Raw genomic sequence first — 15,178 nt, 5'->3', positions numbered from 1 at the left:
ATGAGCGACGCTGCGATGAAACTGGTTGTGGTCGGAGCGGCGGGGCGCATGGGGCAGACGCTCATCCGTCTCATTCATTCCATCGACGGCGTGACGCTGCATGCAGCGATCGAGCGTCCCGGTTCGCCCTTCGTCGGCAAGGATGCCGGTGAAATCGCCGGGCTTGGCGCCACTGGCATCATTATCGGCGACGATCCGCTGGCAGCCTTCCTTCATGCCGAAGGCGTACTGGACTTCACCTCGCCTGCCGGCTCCATCGAATTTGCCGGTCTCGCCGCGCAGGCCCGCATCGTTCATGTGGTCGGCACGACCGGCTGCTCGCAGGAGGACGATGCAAAGATTGCGGCGGCCGCGCGCCATGCCCGCATTGTCAAATCTGGCAATATGAGCCTCGGCGTCAACCTGCTCAGCGTTCTCGTGCAGCAGGCCGCCCAGGCGCTCGACTCAGCCGACTGGGATATCGAAGTTCTCGAAATGCATCACAAGCGCAAGGTCGATGCACCCTCGGGTACGGCATTGTTGCTCGGCGAGGCAGCCGCGAAGGGCCGCAATATCGATCTTGGCTCGAAATCCGTGCGCGTGCGCGATGGCCATACCGGCGCGCGGGAAGCCGGCACGATCGGCTTTGCGACATTGCGCGGCGGCTCCGTCATCGGCGAACATTCGGTGCTCTTTGCCGGCGAAGGCGAGACCGTCACCCTGTCCCACAGCGCGACCGACCGTTCGATCTTTGCGCGTGGCGCCATCAAGGCAGCCCTTTGGGCGCGCGACAAGAAGCCGGGACTCTATTCCATGCTCGACGTTCTCGGGCTTTCTTCCCATTGACCATTTCTCGGAGGCATTTTCATGAGCGGTACCCTCGTCCTCGTTCGCCACGGCCAGAGCGACTGGAATCTCAAGAATCTCTTCACCGGCTGGAAGGATCCTGATCTGACCGAGCTCGGCATCCAGGAAGCGACGGCCGGCGGCCAGGCGCTTGCCGATTACGGCATCAAGTTCGATATCGCCTTCACCTCCGCGCTGGTGCGTGCGCAGCACACGCTGAAGCTCGTCCTCGACAAGGTCGGCCAGCCTGATCTCGAGACGATCCGCGACCAGGCGCTGAACGAGCGCGACTACGGCGATCTCTCCGGCCTCAATAAGGACGACGCTCGCGCCAAGTGGGGCGAAGAACAGGTGCATGTCTGGCGCCGCTCCTATGACGTTCCGCCTCCGGGCGGCGAAAGCCTGCGCGACACCGGCGCCCGCGTCTGGCCTTACTATCTCACGGAAATCCTTCCGCGCGTCCTGCGTGGCGAAAAGGTGCTGGTTGCCGCGCACGGCAACTCGCTGCGTTCGCTCGTCATGGTTCTCGACCGCCTCACTCGCGAGCAGGTTCTGTCGCTCAATCTCGCGACCGGCGTGCCGATGGTCTACAAGCTGAAGGCAGATTCCACCGTCGCTTCCAAGGAAGTGCTCGGCGACATGTCTGGCGCGCACTGAACGCGATCGGAGTTGCGATGAGGGTCGAGGCCGGGCGCGGATGCCCGGCCGGTGGCGGCGAAACTAGCCGCTGCCCCCCCGATGCCATCATCATAAATTCTTCCCGCCGTTTGAAATTGGAACCTCTTTATGGATGATGATATTTTGTCGGGAAAGGTCCGACCGCCGCAAATTCCATCACACTGGGTCGGGAAGCCAACATCCAGCTCTCGTGGCTGGCGTTGGGATGATCCGGATAATTCAGGCAATGGTGTAAGGTTTTTCGCTGGCGATCCGGATGACCCGGTACCATCCAAACGGAACACCTACGTTGTCGTCGTGAGCGGCGGAGTGGCGATGGGTGCCGACGGCAACCCTATTCCCGGCTTTGATGCTCCTGAATAGTTCTTCGTGAACAGCTTGGTTACTGCTGTGATCATCAAATAGTCTTTCAGGTCTGGCCCGATCTGGCGAAGGCGGCGGTAGCCGTTTGTAGTTATTTGCCTCGATGAACAGTCGTCTCCCAACCATCATATTCTCCACCGAGTTTGGCGGCACTTACGTCGAGAAGTTCAGTCTGTTTGTCTATATCATTTGGAGCTTGAAGCTGTGAAAACACGACGCTCTCGACGACGTCGTTTTGAGCCCTTAGTGACTGGCTACTTGCTGTTCGGAGGACATGAGCGAGCATGTCAGTCGTTCGATATGTGGCATCCAACACGCGTCCGGCCTTTTCGTCCCCACCCCACCATCAATTCTCAATCGTGAACTGGACCCGGTCTGCCGCAAAACGGCTGATCGAATATTGCACCGGCACGCCGTCGAGGTCGGTGTTCATCGCCTTGGTGATCAGCAGCACGGCGCCCGGTGTCAGCTCGAGATCGGCGATATCGCCGGCGTCGGCGTGGGCGGCAGTGATCTCCGTCGTGGCGCGCACATAGTCGGACAGGCCGAGGGCGATAAAGGCCTTGGTAATGGATCCCGCCGTCCGGTAGGCCTCGCCGATACCGGCAAAGCGCGCGGCCGGGAACCAGCTCGTGGCGCGGGAAACCGGACGTTTATCTGCTTCGCGCACCGTTTCCAATCGGATCACCGGCGTGCCTTGCTCCAGGTGCAGCCAGCGGGCCACCTCTGAATCCGCCTCCTCCTCGGCATGGCCAAGCAGGAGCGCGCGCGTCTCGCGCGCCTGATCCCTGATACCATCGGTGAAGCGGGTGCGGCGGCTGATCGGAAAATTCAGGCGCTCCTTGCGCTCGATCAGCGTGCCGCGACCCTGCACCGCGCGAACGATTCCCTCCTGCGCCAAAGCGGCGAGCGCGCTGCGAACCGTGTGCCTGTTGACGCCGAATTGCAGCGCCAGAACCGTTTCCGGCGGCACCATGCCTGTTTCGTCGTAGGCGCCACGGCTGATCGCCTGGCGGATCCTGTCGGCGATCTGGCGCCAGAGCGCCACGCCCGTCTGACGCTGTACCTGCTCTATTCCTGCCATTACACCCCTGCCCAGCCGATTTCAGGCGTGCCATGTCACACGCTTGTCACCTCGCCGATTTAGGGATAGGTATAGCTTGTATGGTTGTCTATATCAATAGACATTTTGAGGAAAAGAATATGGTGACAGCGGAGAAGACGGAAGCGGCAGTGCAGGCGGAGGGCGGGCGCAAACGCACCGCCGATCTGCTCGCCCGCGCTGAGACACAGGAATTGCTGGCGGCCTGGGATGCGCTTGCCGAAAAACCGGTAGCGCAGCCGGTGCGTGGCCCGGAGACAGGCCTCGTCATGGTCCGCGGCCGCATCGGCGGCGGCGGTGCGCCCTTCAATCTCGGCGAAGTGACGGTGACGCGCGCAACGGTGCGCCTCGCTTCCGGCTCGGTCGGTCACGCCCAGGCGCTGGGGACCGATCGCGGAAAGGCACGGCTTTCCGCGATCTTCGATGCGCTCTGGCAGGAAGAGGCAACCAGGGGCTTCGTCGAGGAAAGGCTGCTTTCCCCGATCGCCCAGCGGATCGCCGATGACACCAATCGCAAGGCTGAGGAAACGGCCGCGACCCGCGTCGACTTCTTCACCATGGTGCGGGGAGACAACTGATGAGCCTCAAGACCGACGTTCTGACCGGTGGCTTCAGTGAGCCGGTCTTCCATGCGCAGAGCGTGTTCAAGATGCTGATGGTCGGCATGGCCCGGCCCGGTACGATCCAGTCTGTCACACCCGATGTTGTGCCGCCTGCACCGCTCGGCATGGCCGCCGGCGTGATTGGCTTGACGCTCTGTGACCACTATACCCCCGTCTGGCTTTCCACAGGGCTCGCCAAGTCGGCGGTCCCGGAATGGCTCGGCTTCCACGCCGGCGCACCTATGACCACCGAAAAGGCAGAGGCGCGCTTTGCCTTCGTCGAAGCCGGTATGACGCTTTCCACCTTCGGTCTCTTTGCCGCCGGCACGCAGGAATATCCCGACCGTTCCACGACTGTCGTGATCGAGCTTGCCGATCTCGGAGGCGGCCGCCGGCTCGCCTTGATGGGTCCGGGCATCCAGAGCGTAACTGAGATCGCACCCATCGGCCTGCCGGAGACCTTCCTGCGCCTATGGACGGAGAACCGCGCCCTCTTCCCGCGCGGCATCGACCTCGTGCTGACGGCGGGCAAGCGTTTCCTCTGCCTGCCGCGCACCACCAAGATCACAGCAACGGAGATCTGAGCTCATGTATGTTGCCGTCAAGGGTGGCGAGGCCGCCATCGCCAATGCCCACCGCCTGCTCGCCGACCGCCGGCGCGGCGACCGCTCCGTGCCGGCGATCGGCATCGAGCAGATCGTCGAACAGCTGGCGCTCGCCGTCGACCGCGTCATGGCCGAGGCCTCGCTCTATGACCGGACGCTCGCCGCCCTTGCCGTGCGCCAGTCGCGCGGGGACATGATCGAGGCGATCTTCCTCTTGCGCGCCTATCGCACGACGCTGCCGCGCTTCGGCTATTCGAAGCCGCTCGATACCGCCAATATGCAGATCGAACGCCGCATCTCCGCCACCTACAAGGATCTTCCGGGCGGACAGCTGCTTGGGCCGACCTTCGACTACACGCACCGCCTGCTCGATCCCTCGCTACTTTCGGACGAGGCCGTGGAAGAGCCGGCGCAGCGCGAGGCGGAGAGCGGCCGCGTCATGCGCGTCTCCGAAATCCTCGGCCAGGAAGGGCTGATCGAAAACGACGGCGAGCTTCCCGAGGATCACGAGACGGGCGACCTGACGCGCGAGCCGATGGAATTCCCGATGACCAGGGATCTTCGACTGCAGGCGCTTGCCCGCGGCGACGAAGGTTTCCTGCTGGCACTCGGCTATTCGACCCAGCGCGGCTATGGCCGCAACCACCCGTTCACCGGCGAAATCCGCATCGGCGAGGTCGAGGTGGAATTCGACGTGGCCGAACTCGGCTTTGCCGTCTCGCTCGGTACGATCCAACTTACCGAATGCCAGATGGTCAACCAGTTCAAGGGTTCGGCCAAGGCGCCGCCGCAGTTCACCCGCGGTTACGGCCTGGTCTTCGGCCAGAGCGAACGCAAGGCGATGGCCATGTCGCTGGTGGATCGTGCGCTGCGGGCTGAAGATCTCGGCGAGGACATTACCGCGCCGGCGCAGGACGAGGAATTCGTCATTTCCCATTCCGACAACGTACAGGCGACCGGCTTCGTCGAGCACCTGAAGCTTCCGCATTATGTGGACTTCCAGGCCGAACTCGACCTCGTCCGCCGCATGCGCCGCGAATTCGAAGCCGCCCGCAACAGCGGCGAGACCCAAAAGGAGGCCGCCGAATGAGTGATCTCGCCACCTACAATTTCGCCTATCTTGACGAACAGACCAAGCGCATGATCCGACGCGCGATCCTGAAGGCGATCGCCATTCCCGGCTATCAAGTGCCCTTTGCCAGCAGAGAAATGCCGATGCCTTACGGCTGGGGCACCGGCGGGGTGCAGGTGACGGCCGCCATCATCGGGCCTGACGACGTTCTCAAGGTCATCGACCAGGGCGCCGACGACACGACGAATGCCGTCTCCATCCGCGCCTTCTTCCAGAAGGTCGCCAATGTCGCGGTTACGACCCACACCAAGGATGCGACGATCATCCAGACGCGCCACCGTATCCCTGAGGAAAAACTCAGCGAAGGCCAGGTGCTCGTTTATCAGGTGCCGATCCCGGAACCGCTGCGCTTCCTCGAACCGCGCGAGACGGAGACACGCAAGATGCATGCGCTTGAGGAGTACGGCCTCATGCATGTGAAGCTCTACGAGGACATTGCCCGCAACGGCCGTATCGCCACGACCTATGCCTATCCGGTCAAGGTTCATGGCCGCTATGTCATGGATCCCTCGCCGACGCCTAAATTCGATAATCCGAAAATGCACAGGTCGGAAGCGTTGCAGCTTTTCGGCGCCGGCCGCGAAAAGCGCATCTATGCCGTGCCGCCCTACACCGACGTCGTCAGCCTTGATTTCGAAGACCATCCCTTCGAAATCCAGCGCTTCGGCAAGCCCTGCGCACTCTGCGGCGCGGAAGAGGTCTACCTCGACGAGGTGATCCTCGACGACAAGGGCGGACGCATGTTCGTCTGCTCCGATACCGACCATTGCGAAGACCGCCGTGCACACGGACATGCCGGCGAAATGCTGGCCCGGGAGGCTGCAGAATGACCGATACACCGCTTCTCAAAGTCAACGACCTCTCAAAGTTCTACGGCAACCGCATCGGCTGCCGGAACGTCTCCTTTGAGCTCTGGCCCGGCGAAGTGCTCGCCATCGTCGGCGAATCCGGCTCGGGCAAGACGACGCTGCTCAACTGCATCTCCACCCGGCTGATGCCGACAACAGGTAGTGTCGAGTATCACATGCGCGACAGCAATTACCGCGACCTCTACCACATGAGCGAGGCCGAGCGCCGCTTCCTGATGCGCACGGACTGGGGCTTCGTGCATCAGAACCCGGCTGACGGGTTGCGCATGACGGTGTCTGCCGGCGCCAATGTCGGCGAGCGGCTGATGGCGATCGGCGACCGGCACTACGGCAAGATCCGCTCCACCGCTATCGATTGGTTGGAGCGTGTCGAGATCGATACCGGCCGCATCGACGACCAGCCGCGCGCTTTCTCCGGCGGCATGCGCCAGCGCCTGCAGATCGCCCGCAACCTCGTGACCGGCCCGCGCCTCGTCTTCATGGACGAGCCGACCGGCGGTCTCGACGTCTCGGTGCAGGCGCGTCTGCTCGATCTGGTGCGCGGCCTCGTCAACGATCTCGGCCTCTCGGCCATCATCGTCACGCATGACCTCGCCGTCGCCCGCCTTCTCTCTCATCGCATGATGGTGATGAAGGACGGCTTTGTCATCGAGCAGGGTCTGACCGACCGCGTGCTGGACGACCCGCGCGAGCCCTATACCCAACTCCTCGTTTCCTCGATCCTGCAGGTTTAAGAACCATGGCAACGCCCCTCGTCGTTTCAGAAGTCGCCAAGAGCTTCATCATGCATCTGCGCGACGGCATCAAGCTGCCTGTTGTCTCGGATGTCTCCTTCTCGGTGGCATCGGGCGAATGTGTCGTGCTCGGTGGCCCCTCAGGTATCGGCAAAAGCTCGCTGCTCAAGATGATCTACGGCAATTATGCCGTCGATACCGGCCAGATCCTCGTTGATCACAACGGCAAGATCGTCGACCTCGCCGCCGCCGACCCGCGCACCATTCTCGACGTGCGGCGCCAGACGCTCGGCTATGTCAGCCAGTTCCTGCGCACGGTTCCCCGCGTTGCGGCGATTGACGTCGTCGCCGAGCCGCTGCTCGCGCGGGGAGAAGCTGCCGCAAGCGCCAGGCAAAAGGCCGCAGCGCTGCTCGAAAAGCTCAACCTGCCGGAAGCGCTCTGGCAGCTGCCGCCCGCCACGTTCTCCGGCGGCGAGCAGCAGCGCGTCAACATCGCCCGTGGCTTCATCACCGATCATACGATCCTGCTGCTCGACGAGCCGACCGCCTCGCTCGACGCGAAGAACCGGGCCGTCGTCGTCGGCATGATCGAGGAAAAGAAGAAGGCGGGCGTCGCGCTGCTCGGCATCTTCCACGATGAGGAAGTGCGCGAGGCAACCGCCGACCGCATTCTCGACGTTCAGCAATTCTCTCCGCGAAAGGCGATCGCCGCATGAGCCGCAAGCTGGGCATCGAGCCCTATTTCCACGAGACCGCCTCCGTCTCCAACTCGACCTTCGGCCGCTATACGGAAGTCTCCGAGCGCTGCCGGATCAGCGAGGCGGAGTTCGGCGACTATTCCTACATCATGCAGGACGGCTCCATCTGGTGCGCAACGATCGGCAAGTTCGTCAACATCGCTGCTGCGGTGCGCATCAACGCCACCAACCATCCGACTTGGCGCGCGACGCTGCACCACTTCACCTACCGTGCCATCGACTACTGGCCGGATGCCGACATGGAGACGGAATTCTTCGAATGGCGCCGCTCCAACCGGGTCGTCATCGGCAATGATGTCTGGATCGGTCATGGCGCGACGATCCTGCCCGGCGTGACTGTCGGCAACGGGGCCGTGATCGGTGCAGGCGCAGTCGTCTCGAAGGATGTCGCTCCCTACACGATCGTCGGCGGCGTGCCGGCCAAGCTCATCCGCGAGCGATTTCCGAAGGAGATCGGCGAGCGCATGGATGGGCTTGCTTGGTGGGACTGGGAACACGACCGGCTGCGCGATGCATTGCCTGATTTCCGGGCACTTGGCGCCGAAGACTTCCTCTCCCGATACGGCGGCTGAGCAGAATGCTGCAGCGCAGGGTTTGTGACAGGACTTACACAAAACTGACATGCGAGGTTCATGAAGCGGGACTAATGCGATCCCAGAAGCAAGCCTGCAATGCGAGGGAAGAGCATGATGTTCGAGCTGAAGAATGTCACACGCCGGTTCGGAAAAAAGCTCGCTGTCGACTCCGTAACGCTGGACATTCCTCAGGGTCAGATGGTCGGCATCATCGGCCGTTCCGGCGCCGGCAAGTCCACGCTCCTGCGCATGATCAACCGACTGCAGGAACCCTCCTCCGGCACCATCCATTTCGGTGGTGTCGAGGTTTCCGGCCTTCGCGGCCAGGCACTGCGCAACTGGCAGCGCGACTGCGCCATGATCTTCCAGCAGTTCAACCTCGTGCCGCGCCTCGACGTGCTCACCAACGTCATGCTCGGCCGCCTGAACCACCGCTCGACGATCCTTAGCCTGCTCAACGTCTTCAGCCGCGAAGAACGCATCCACGCGATTGCTGCATTGGAACGCCTCGGCATCGAGCAGACGGCGCTGCAGGCTGCCGGCACGCTTTCGGGCGGTCAGCAGCAGCGCGTGGCGATTGCCCGAGCGCTGATGCAGAACCCGAAGATGGTTCTAGCCGATGAGCCAATCGCCTCGCTCGACCCGCTGAACGCCAAGATCGTCATGGATGCGCTCCGCGACATCAACGAGCGCGAAGGCATTACCGTCATCACCAACCTGCACACGCTCGATACGGCCCGCAACTACTGCGAACGCATCGTCGGCATGGCAGGCGGCCGCGTCGTTTTCGACGGAAAGCCCTCCGAGCTGACCGCCGAGGCCGTGAAAGAAATCTACGGCACGGACAAGGACGGTGCGGGCATCGACGAAACGATGACCTCGACCGCAATCAACATGGCTCCGGAAGGAGCCGAAAACCAATCCGCCGGCAATCAACCGCTGGCGCTGGCCGGTCTGTGAGAGGGGCGGCCGCGATCGAACGCCCGCGTCAAGGGCACATTTCTTCGTAACAAAAACGACCGGACCCCCGGTCATTCTGGAGAGAACCCATGTTGAAGAAAGCACTTTTTGCGGCTACGGCGATCCTGTCGCTCGCAGCCGGCGCTGCCAATGCCGCTGATCTCAAGGAATTCCGCGTCGGCATCCTCGGTGGAGAGAACGAAGCGGACCGGTTGCGCAACTATGCCTGCCTTCAGGATGACCTGAAGAAGGAGTTCGGCTTCGAGAAGGTTTCGCTCTTCCCGGCTGCCGACTATGACGGCGTTATCCAGGGCCTGCTCGGCGGCACACTCGACTTCGCCGAACTCGGCGCTTCCGGCTACGCTGCGACCTTCATCAAGGACGAAAAGGCCGTCACGCCGATCCTCACCACCAAGCAGACCGACGGCGCAACGGGTTACTACTCGGTTCTGGTCGCTCGTAAGGATTCCGGTTTCAAGACACTTGCCGACACCAAGGGCAAGAAGCTCGGCTATGCCGATCCGGACTCCACCTCGGGTTACCTCGTTCCAAAGGTCACGCTGCCGAAGGACCTCGGCATGCCGGTTGAGGAGTTCTACAGCTCGACCTCCTTCAACGGCGGCCACGAAAACAACGTCCTCGCAGTCCTCGACAAGAAGGTTGATGTCGGTGTGACCTGGGCGTCCGGCGTTGGCGACTTCAAGGATGGATACAGCTCCGGCAACCTCCGCAAGATGGTCGACAAGGGCGCTCTGAACATGAGCGACATCGTGCAGTTGTGGCAGTCCCCGCTGATCCCGAACGGCCCGCTCGTCGTCAGCAACAAGCTTGGCGACGAATGGAAGGCAAAGCTCACCGACTTCTTCATGGCTCTGCCCGAGAAGGACAAGAGCTGCTTTGAAGCGATCGAAGGCGGCGACTATGCCGGCTACGTCAAGGTAACGCCTGAGTTTTACAACGCGGTGATCGAAACCCGTCGCGCGACGATCGGCGGCTGATTGCGCCATCCGTATGCGGGGCGGCCGGCAACGGCCGCCCTTTTTTCTTGTGACCAGGCGAGGCGTTCATGACTATTGCCGATACGCAGCATGTGCCAATGCAGAGCACGAAGGAAATCGCCACTGCCTGGGACAGGATGATCGCCAGGAGGCGTTTCTACACCGCCCTTGGCCTGGTGATCCTCATCGTCGCCTTTGTAAGCTCCGTTCGCTTTGCCGACGAGAGCAATGCCGGTCATTTCTTCGACCGCCTGCCGCACCTCTTCGACTTCCTGAGCTGGCTCATCCCGAAAGACTGGGCCGATGTCTGGCGCGCGCTTTTCGATATTGCGAGCCCGAATGACAAGGGCGGCGAGGAATTCAACTTCGCCAATGGCCGTGTCTATGTCTGGGGCAGCTTCTACATTCCGGAATATTTCGAGCTGATGATCATCACGATCAATATCGCGCTCGTCTCGACCATCATCGCCTTCATCTTCGCCGTTCCGCTCAGCTTCTTTGCTGCACGCAATCTGACGAAGAACTGGCCGCTGCGCATCTTTACCAAGCGCATCATGGAATTCCTGCGCGCCTTCCCGGAGATCGTCATCGCCGGCCTGTTTTCGGCGATCCTCTCGATCGGACCGGTGGCAGCAATCATCGCGATCACGCTCCATACGATCGGCGCGCTCGGCAAGCTCTTCTATGAAGTCGCCGAGAATATCGACATGAAACCGGACGAAGGCATGCGGGCCGTCGGCGCGAACTGGCTGGAGCGCGTGCGTTTCGCCGCCCTGCCGCAGGTCATGCCGAACTATGCTTCCTATGCGCTGCTGCGCCTCGAGATCAACGTACGTGCATCGACCATCATCGGCGCCGTCGGCGGCGGCGGTATCGGTGAAGAACTCAAGCTTTCCATTTCCCGCGGTTTCGGCGCGAAGACCGTGGCGCTCGTGCTGCTGCTCTTCGTGACGATCGTCGCGGTCGACCAATTCTCCGCCTGGCTGCGCCGCCGTCTCGTCGGCGAACACGCCTTCCTCCTGCAACATTGAGGCTGCCATGACGGTCATCGACGCAAACCGCATGCATGAGATCGAAACGCGCTATCCGGAATATTTCCACCGGTCCTTCCGCCAGCGTTTCGGCGGTCTCCTCATCGTCCTCGCAACAATCCTCTACGGCATCTATGCCGTCTGGTTCTTCGATCTGCCGAAGCTCGTCGCGGAAGCTCACTGGGAACGCTTCGGCATCTATATGAGCCAGTGGATCAGCTATGACGTACAGCCGGAATTCCGTATCCAGGACGATGGCACGATCCAGACGCGCTATCCGCGCTTCTCACCGCTTGGCGACGATCCGCATCCGGATTGGCTGAAAACCAACACAGATGGCAGCATCACGGTCCTCGTCAGCGGCAGCGGCCGCACGGTGACGGTCAGCAAGAGCCAGACGACGATCGTTGCCCATGGCATGACAGTGCCGGTCGATGTTTCCAGCGGCGCACCGAAAGTCGTCGGTCCGGTTCCGGGCTGGATGACGGTCTATGATGACAACGTGCTCGCCAATCTTGGTTTTGCAGGGGATGTCAGCATTTCCGTCGACCGTGTGAAGGTGCGCAAGCGATTTATCGGCTGGGCGAACTTCGTCTTCGATACTCAGTCGCCCTTCTTCGACAAGCAGGCAAGCGAGGTCATCAGTCTCATCCTCTCCGGCCCGCGGATCCATCCCGATCAGTCGAACCTGTCGCTCGCTTTCGACAATATCTGGAACAACAGCGAATGGCAGCATGGCGATGTCTGGACCAAGCTCTTCCAGACCATCGTGATGGCTTTCCTCGGCACGTTGCTCGGTTCGCTCGCAGCCTTCCCGCTCGCCTTCATGGCAGCGCGCAACATCACGCCAAACAGGTTTCTGAACCAGGCCCTGAAGCGCTTCTTCGACTTCCTCCGTTCGGTCGACATGCTGATCTGGGCGCTGTTCCTGACGCGCGCCTTCGGCCCCGGCCCTCTTGCCGGTTCCGGCGCCATCTTCCTCACGGAGACCGGCACGCTCGGCAAGCTCTACTCGGAAGGTCTCGAGAATATCGACAACAAACCGCGCGAAGGCGTGAAGTCGACAGGCGCCTCGACCGTGCTGGTGCATCGCTACGGCATCATGCCGCAGATCGTTCCCGTCATCGTCAGCCAAACGCTCTACCAGTGGGAATCGAACGTACGCGGCGCGACGATCATCGGCGCCGTTGGCGCCGGCGGTATCGGTCTCAAGCTCTGGGAAGCCATGCGCACCAATTCCAATTGGGAAAACGTCGCATACATGGTCATCCTGATCCTGATCGTCGTCTTCCTGTTCGATACCGCATCGAATGCGCTGCGCCATCGTCTGATGGGCACCAAGGCGGGCCGCTAAGCCCGATCAAAAGATGATGACGGCCTGCCGTCATCATCATTCTGTCATGGAAATCTTTTAGCCGGAGCGTGCTTGCGGTTCGCCGCCAAATCAATGCACATTGCGCTCCCCGTTCGGACGATCTCCAGGATAAAAGCCTTGCGCTACGCTCTCTATTTTTCGCCGTCTAAGGATCATTCCCTGACGGATGCTGCCTCTGTCTGGCTCGGCCGCAATGCCTTTACCGGCGAGACCTATCCTGCACCCGAATACGAGACGCTGCCGGCACACGAACAATTCGAACTGACGGCCGATCCGCGCCGCTATGGCTTCCATGCGACGATCAAGGCGCCTTTCGAGCTTGCCTCCTCCGTGACCGAAAAGGATCTGATGACGGTTGTCGAAGATTTCGTCGCCAACACGCCGGCCTTCGACATCCCGGAACTGGTGCTCGGCCAGCTTGGTCGCTTCTTCGCGCTTGTGCCGGGTTCGTTGCACCAACCGCTTCAGGATTTCGCGGCAAAGGTGGTAAAGTCTTTCGAGCCATTCCGGGCAGCACTCTCCGAGGCCGATATTATCAGGCGCAAACCGGAACGACTCTCCGAGAGCCAGCGCAATAATCTCATGCGCTGGGGCTATCCATATGTCATGGATGACTTCGGCTTCCATATGACGCTGACCGGCCAGGTGCCGGAAGAGCGCGCGGAAGTGATGAAAGCGATCCTGACGGAGCGTTTCTCAGCTTTCACCGGCAGGCCGCTTCACATTTCCGGCCTTGCCGTCTTTAGCGAAGAGGTGCGCGGCGCGCCTTTCAAAGTCCACACATGGCTGCCTCTTGCTGGCGCCAGAAGCTGAAAGATTTTCTGATATGAGCAAAGAAACCGTTCTTTCAAACGCCCGTATCGTTCTCCAGAACGATATCCTTTCGGGGTCTATCCTGATCCGTGACGGCAGGATCGCCGATATTTCGGAAGGCAGTTCATTAGCCGGCGAGGATTTCGAGGGCGATTACATCATTCCCGGCCTCGTCGAGCTGCATACGGACCATCTGGAAGGCCACTATTCACCGCGTCCTGGCATCCGCTGGAACAAGACGGCGGCCATCCAGGCCCACGATGCGCAGATCGTCACCTCAGGCATCACCACGGTCTTCGACTGCCTGCGCATGGGCGCTGACGAAGACGGCGGTTTCGAGCACGGCGAGATGCGCGAGATGGCCGATGCCATCCAGTCCGCCGAGAAGGAAGGGCGCCTGCGCGCCGAACACCTCATCCATCTGCGTTGCGAGGTTTCAGCCGACAATGTGCTGCAGCACTTCGCCGATTTCGAGAACGATCCCTATGTCCGTCTCGTTTCGCTGATGGACCATGCGCCCGGCCAGCGCCAGTTCCAGACAATGGACCAGTACATCTTTTATTATCAGAAGAAGCGCGGTCTCACGGACGAGGAGTTCGCCCGTTTCTGCGCCAGACGCATCGCCGAGTCCGATCGTAATTCAACGCCCAATCGGGACGCAATCTCCAAGGTCTGCGCCGAACGCGGCATCACCGTCGCAAGCCATGACGATGCCACACCTGCCCATGTCGATGAGGCGATCGAAAACGGCGTTCGCCTGGCCGAATTCCCGACCAGCATTGACGCAGCCCGGTTGTCGCATGAAAACGGCATGAGCGTTCTGATGGGCGCACCGAACATCGTGCGCGGCAAATCGCATTCCGGCAATATCGCCGCGCGTGATCTGGCGCAGCTCGGCGTTCTCGACGTGCTTTCGTCCGACTATGTGCCGCTTAGCCTGCTGCATGCGCCCTTCATTCTTGCCGACGAGGTTGAGGGCATTACCTTGTCGAAGGCGATCGCGATGGTCACGGCCACACCAGCACGCACCGTCGGTCTCAACGATCGCGGCCGCATCGAAACCGGCCTACGTGCCGATCTCGTCCGCGTTCACCGTTCGCATGGCGTGCCGGTGACGCGTTCCGTCTGGCGCGAAGGACGCCGTGTCGCATGATGATGTCACACGAGCCCCATCCGGGCGCCGGTGCCGAACGCGGCATCATGGTCGTCGTCGTCGGTCCGAGCGGGGCCGGCAAGGACACGCTGATGAACCTTGCGGCCCGGCATTTCGATCGCCGGGAGGACGTGCATTTTGCCCGCCGCGTCATCACTCGTGAAGGTGATGCCGGCGGAGAGGATCACCTCGCCGTTTCGGATGCGGGATTCGCATCGATGGAGCAGTCCGGCGCCTTTGCCGTGTGGTGGGAGGCGCATGGTCTCAAATACGCCATTCCGGCAGAAGTTTCCGTCTCGCTCGCCAGGGGCCACATTGTCGTTGCGAACGGTTCGCGTTCGGCGCTACACCGTTTCCAGGCCGCCTTCCCGCGGCTGAAGGTCATCAATGTGACGGCCCGCCCGGAAGTGCTGGCCGGCCGCCTGGAGGCTCGTGGCCGCGAGACGCATGAGGATATCATGGCCCGTCTTGCTCGCGGCCCGCTGACAGTGCGTGGCGATTATGATGTCGTGGAATTGGACAATAGCGATTCGCTTGAGGAGGCCGAGCGCAAGATGATCGATCTCCTGGACGGCTTCCTGAAGGAAATCGCCTGAACAAGATAA

Annotated in this window: 19 protein-coding genes; 17 read left to right on the top strand and 2 right to left on the bottom strand. The window is 61.6% G+C overall.

Annotation, left to right across the window (positions count from 1 at the left end):
- The 3 genes from dapB to ACK9YZ_RS21680 all read left to right on the top strand — a co-directional run bounded on the left by dapB (window position 1) and on the right by ACK9YZ_RS21680 (window position 1,866).
- Window positions 1–825, top strand: coding sequence for a 4-hydroxy-tetrahydrodipicolinate reductase (dapB, locus tag ACK9YZ_RS21690; RefSeq protein WP_416065121.1), 825 nt, complete (start codon window positions 1–3; stop codon window positions 823–825).
- Between the two features lie 21 nt (window positions 826–846).
- The gene (locus ACK9YZ_RS21685; protein ID WP_416065120.1) at window positions 847–1,482 is read left to right on the top strand and encodes a 2,3-bisphosphoglycerate-dependent phosphoglycerate mutase; all 636 of its coding nucleotides are present in this window, start codon (window positions 847–849) and stop codon (window positions 1,480–1,482) included.
- A 129-nt stretch (window positions 1,483–1,611) separates the two neighbouring features.
- Window positions 1,612–1,866 carry a hypothetical protein gene (locus ACK9YZ_RS21680; RefSeq protein ID WP_216756551.1) on the top strand — a complete coding sequence of 85 codons (255 nt, stop codon included), beginning with the start codon at window positions 1,612–1,614 and terminating at the stop codon, window positions 1,864–1,866.
- 91 nt (window positions 1,867–1,957) lie between these two features.
- On the opposite strand, the gene ACK9YZ_RS21675 is transcribed toward ACK9YZ_RS21680, so the two are convergent.
- A complete protein-coding gene (locus ACK9YZ_RS21675) occupies window positions 1,958–2,152 on the bottom strand; it encodes a ribonuclease E inhibitor RraB (protein WP_416065119.1) in 195 nt (64 codons plus the stop codon).
- Window positions 2,153–2,212: 60 nt separating this feature from the next.
- Complete coding sequence (gene phnF, locus ACK9YZ_RS21670; RefSeq protein ID WP_416065118.1) at window positions 2,213–2,950, bottom strand: phosphonate metabolism transcriptional regulator PhnF; 738 nt, start codon at window positions 2,948–2,950, stop codon at window positions 2,213–2,215.
- Between the two features lie 119 nt (window positions 2,951–3,069).
- Between phnF and phnG the strand changes: the two genes are divergently transcribed.
- The 14 genes from phnG to phnN all read left to right on the top strand — a co-directional run bounded on the left by phnG (window position 3,070) and on the right by phnN (window position 15,169).
- Window positions 3,070–3,546: a phosphonate C-P lyase system protein PhnG gene (gene phnG / locus ACK9YZ_RS21665; protein ID WP_416065117.1), complete on the top strand. Its 477-nt coding sequence runs from the start codon at window positions 3,070–3,072 to the stop codon at window positions 3,544–3,546.
- Window positions 3,546–4,154, top strand: coding sequence for a phosphonate C-P lyase system protein PhnH (gene phnH / locus ACK9YZ_RS21660; RefSeq protein WP_416065116.1), 609 nt, complete (start codon window positions 3,546–3,548; stop codon window positions 4,152–4,154). Before phnG ends, phnH begins: the two co-directional genes overlap by 1 nt.
- A gap of 4 nt (window positions 4,155–4,158) precedes the next feature.
- Window positions 4,159–5,265 (top strand): carbon-phosphorus lyase complex subunit PhnI, encoded by a 1,107-nt coding sequence (locus ACK9YZ_RS21655; RefSeq protein ID WP_416065115.1) that lies wholly within the window; start codon window positions 4,159–4,161, stop codon window positions 5,263–5,265.
- Window positions 5,262–6,137, top strand: coding sequence for an alpha-D-ribose 1-methylphosphonate 5-phosphate C-P-lyase PhnJ (locus ACK9YZ_RS21650; RefSeq protein ID WP_416065114.1), 876 nt, complete (start codon window positions 5,262–5,264; stop codon window positions 6,135–6,137). Before ACK9YZ_RS21655 ends, ACK9YZ_RS21650 begins: the two co-directional genes overlap by 4 nt.
- Entirely contained in the window at window positions 6,134–6,910 is a 777-nt protein-coding gene (gene phnK / locus ACK9YZ_RS21645; RefSeq protein ID WP_216756541.1) for a phosphonate C-P lyase system protein PhnK, read from the top strand. Before ACK9YZ_RS21650 ends, phnK begins: the two co-directional genes overlap by 4 nt.
- Before the next feature lie 5 nt (window positions 6,911–6,915).
- Window positions 6,916–7,626 (top strand): phosphonate C-P lyase system protein PhnL, encoded by a 711-nt coding sequence (gene phnL, locus ACK9YZ_RS21640; protein ID WP_416065113.1) that lies wholly within the window; start codon window positions 6,916–6,918, stop codon window positions 7,624–7,626.
- Window positions 7,623–8,240, top strand: a complete 618-nt coding sequence (locus ACK9YZ_RS21635; RefSeq protein ID WP_216756538.1) for a DapH/DapD/GlmU-related protein — start codon at window positions 7,623–7,625, stop codon at window positions 8,238–8,240. Before phnL ends, ACK9YZ_RS21635 begins: the two co-directional genes overlap by 4 nt.
- A 117-nt stretch (window positions 8,241–8,357) precedes the next feature.
- Complete coding sequence (phnC, locus tag ACK9YZ_RS21630; RefSeq protein WP_416066787.1) at window positions 8,358–9,203, top strand: phosphonate ABC transporter ATP-binding protein; 846 nt, start codon at window positions 8,358–8,360, stop codon at window positions 9,201–9,203.
- Between the two features lie 89 nt (window positions 9,204–9,292).
- The gene (phnD, locus tag ACK9YZ_RS21625; RefSeq protein ID WP_416065112.1) at window positions 9,293–10,201 is read left to right on the top strand and encodes a phosphonate ABC transporter substrate-binding protein; all 909 of its coding nucleotides are present in this window, start codon (window positions 9,293–9,295) and stop codon (window positions 10,199–10,201) included.
- A 68-nt stretch (window positions 10,202–10,269) separates the two neighbouring features.
- A complete protein-coding gene (phnE, locus tag ACK9YZ_RS21620) occupies window positions 10,270–11,232 on the top strand; it encodes a phosphonate ABC transporter, permease protein PhnE (RefSeq protein ID WP_416065111.1) in 963 nt (320 codons plus the stop codon).
- Window positions 11,233–11,239: 7 nt separating this feature from the next.
- A complete protein-coding gene (phnE, locus tag ACK9YZ_RS21615) occupies window positions 11,240–12,586 on the top strand; it encodes a phosphonate ABC transporter, permease protein PhnE (protein WP_416065110.1) in 1,347 nt (448 codons plus the stop codon).
- A gap of 138 nt (window positions 12,587–12,724) precedes the next feature.
- Window positions 12,725–13,420, top strand: coding sequence for a DUF1045 domain-containing protein (locus tag ACK9YZ_RS21610; protein ID WP_216756533.1), 696 nt, complete (start codon window positions 12,725–12,727; stop codon window positions 13,418–13,420).
- Window positions 13,421–13,433: 13 nt separating this feature from the next.
- Complete coding sequence (locus ACK9YZ_RS21605) at window positions 13,434–14,573, top strand: alpha-D-ribose 1-methylphosphonate 5-triphosphate diphosphatase (protein ID WP_416065109.1); 1,140 nt, start codon at window positions 13,434–13,436, stop codon at window positions 14,571–14,573.
- A complete protein-coding gene (gene phnN / locus ACK9YZ_RS21600) occupies window positions 14,573–15,169 on the top strand; it encodes a phosphonate metabolism protein/1,5-bisphosphokinase (PRPP-forming) PhnN (protein WP_216758959.1) in 597 nt (198 codons plus the stop codon). Before ACK9YZ_RS21605 ends, phnN begins: the two co-directional genes overlap by 1 nt.
- The last annotated feature ends 9 nt before the right edge of the window (window positions 15,170–15,178 follow it).

Origin of the sequence: Rhizobium sp. ZK1, assembly GCF_047782645.1 — a bacterium.
Classification (GTDB): Bacteria; Pseudomonadota; Alphaproteobacteria; order Rhizobiales; family Rhizobiaceae; genus Rhizobium.
This window is presented reverse-complemented; position numbering and strand designations above follow the sequence as displayed.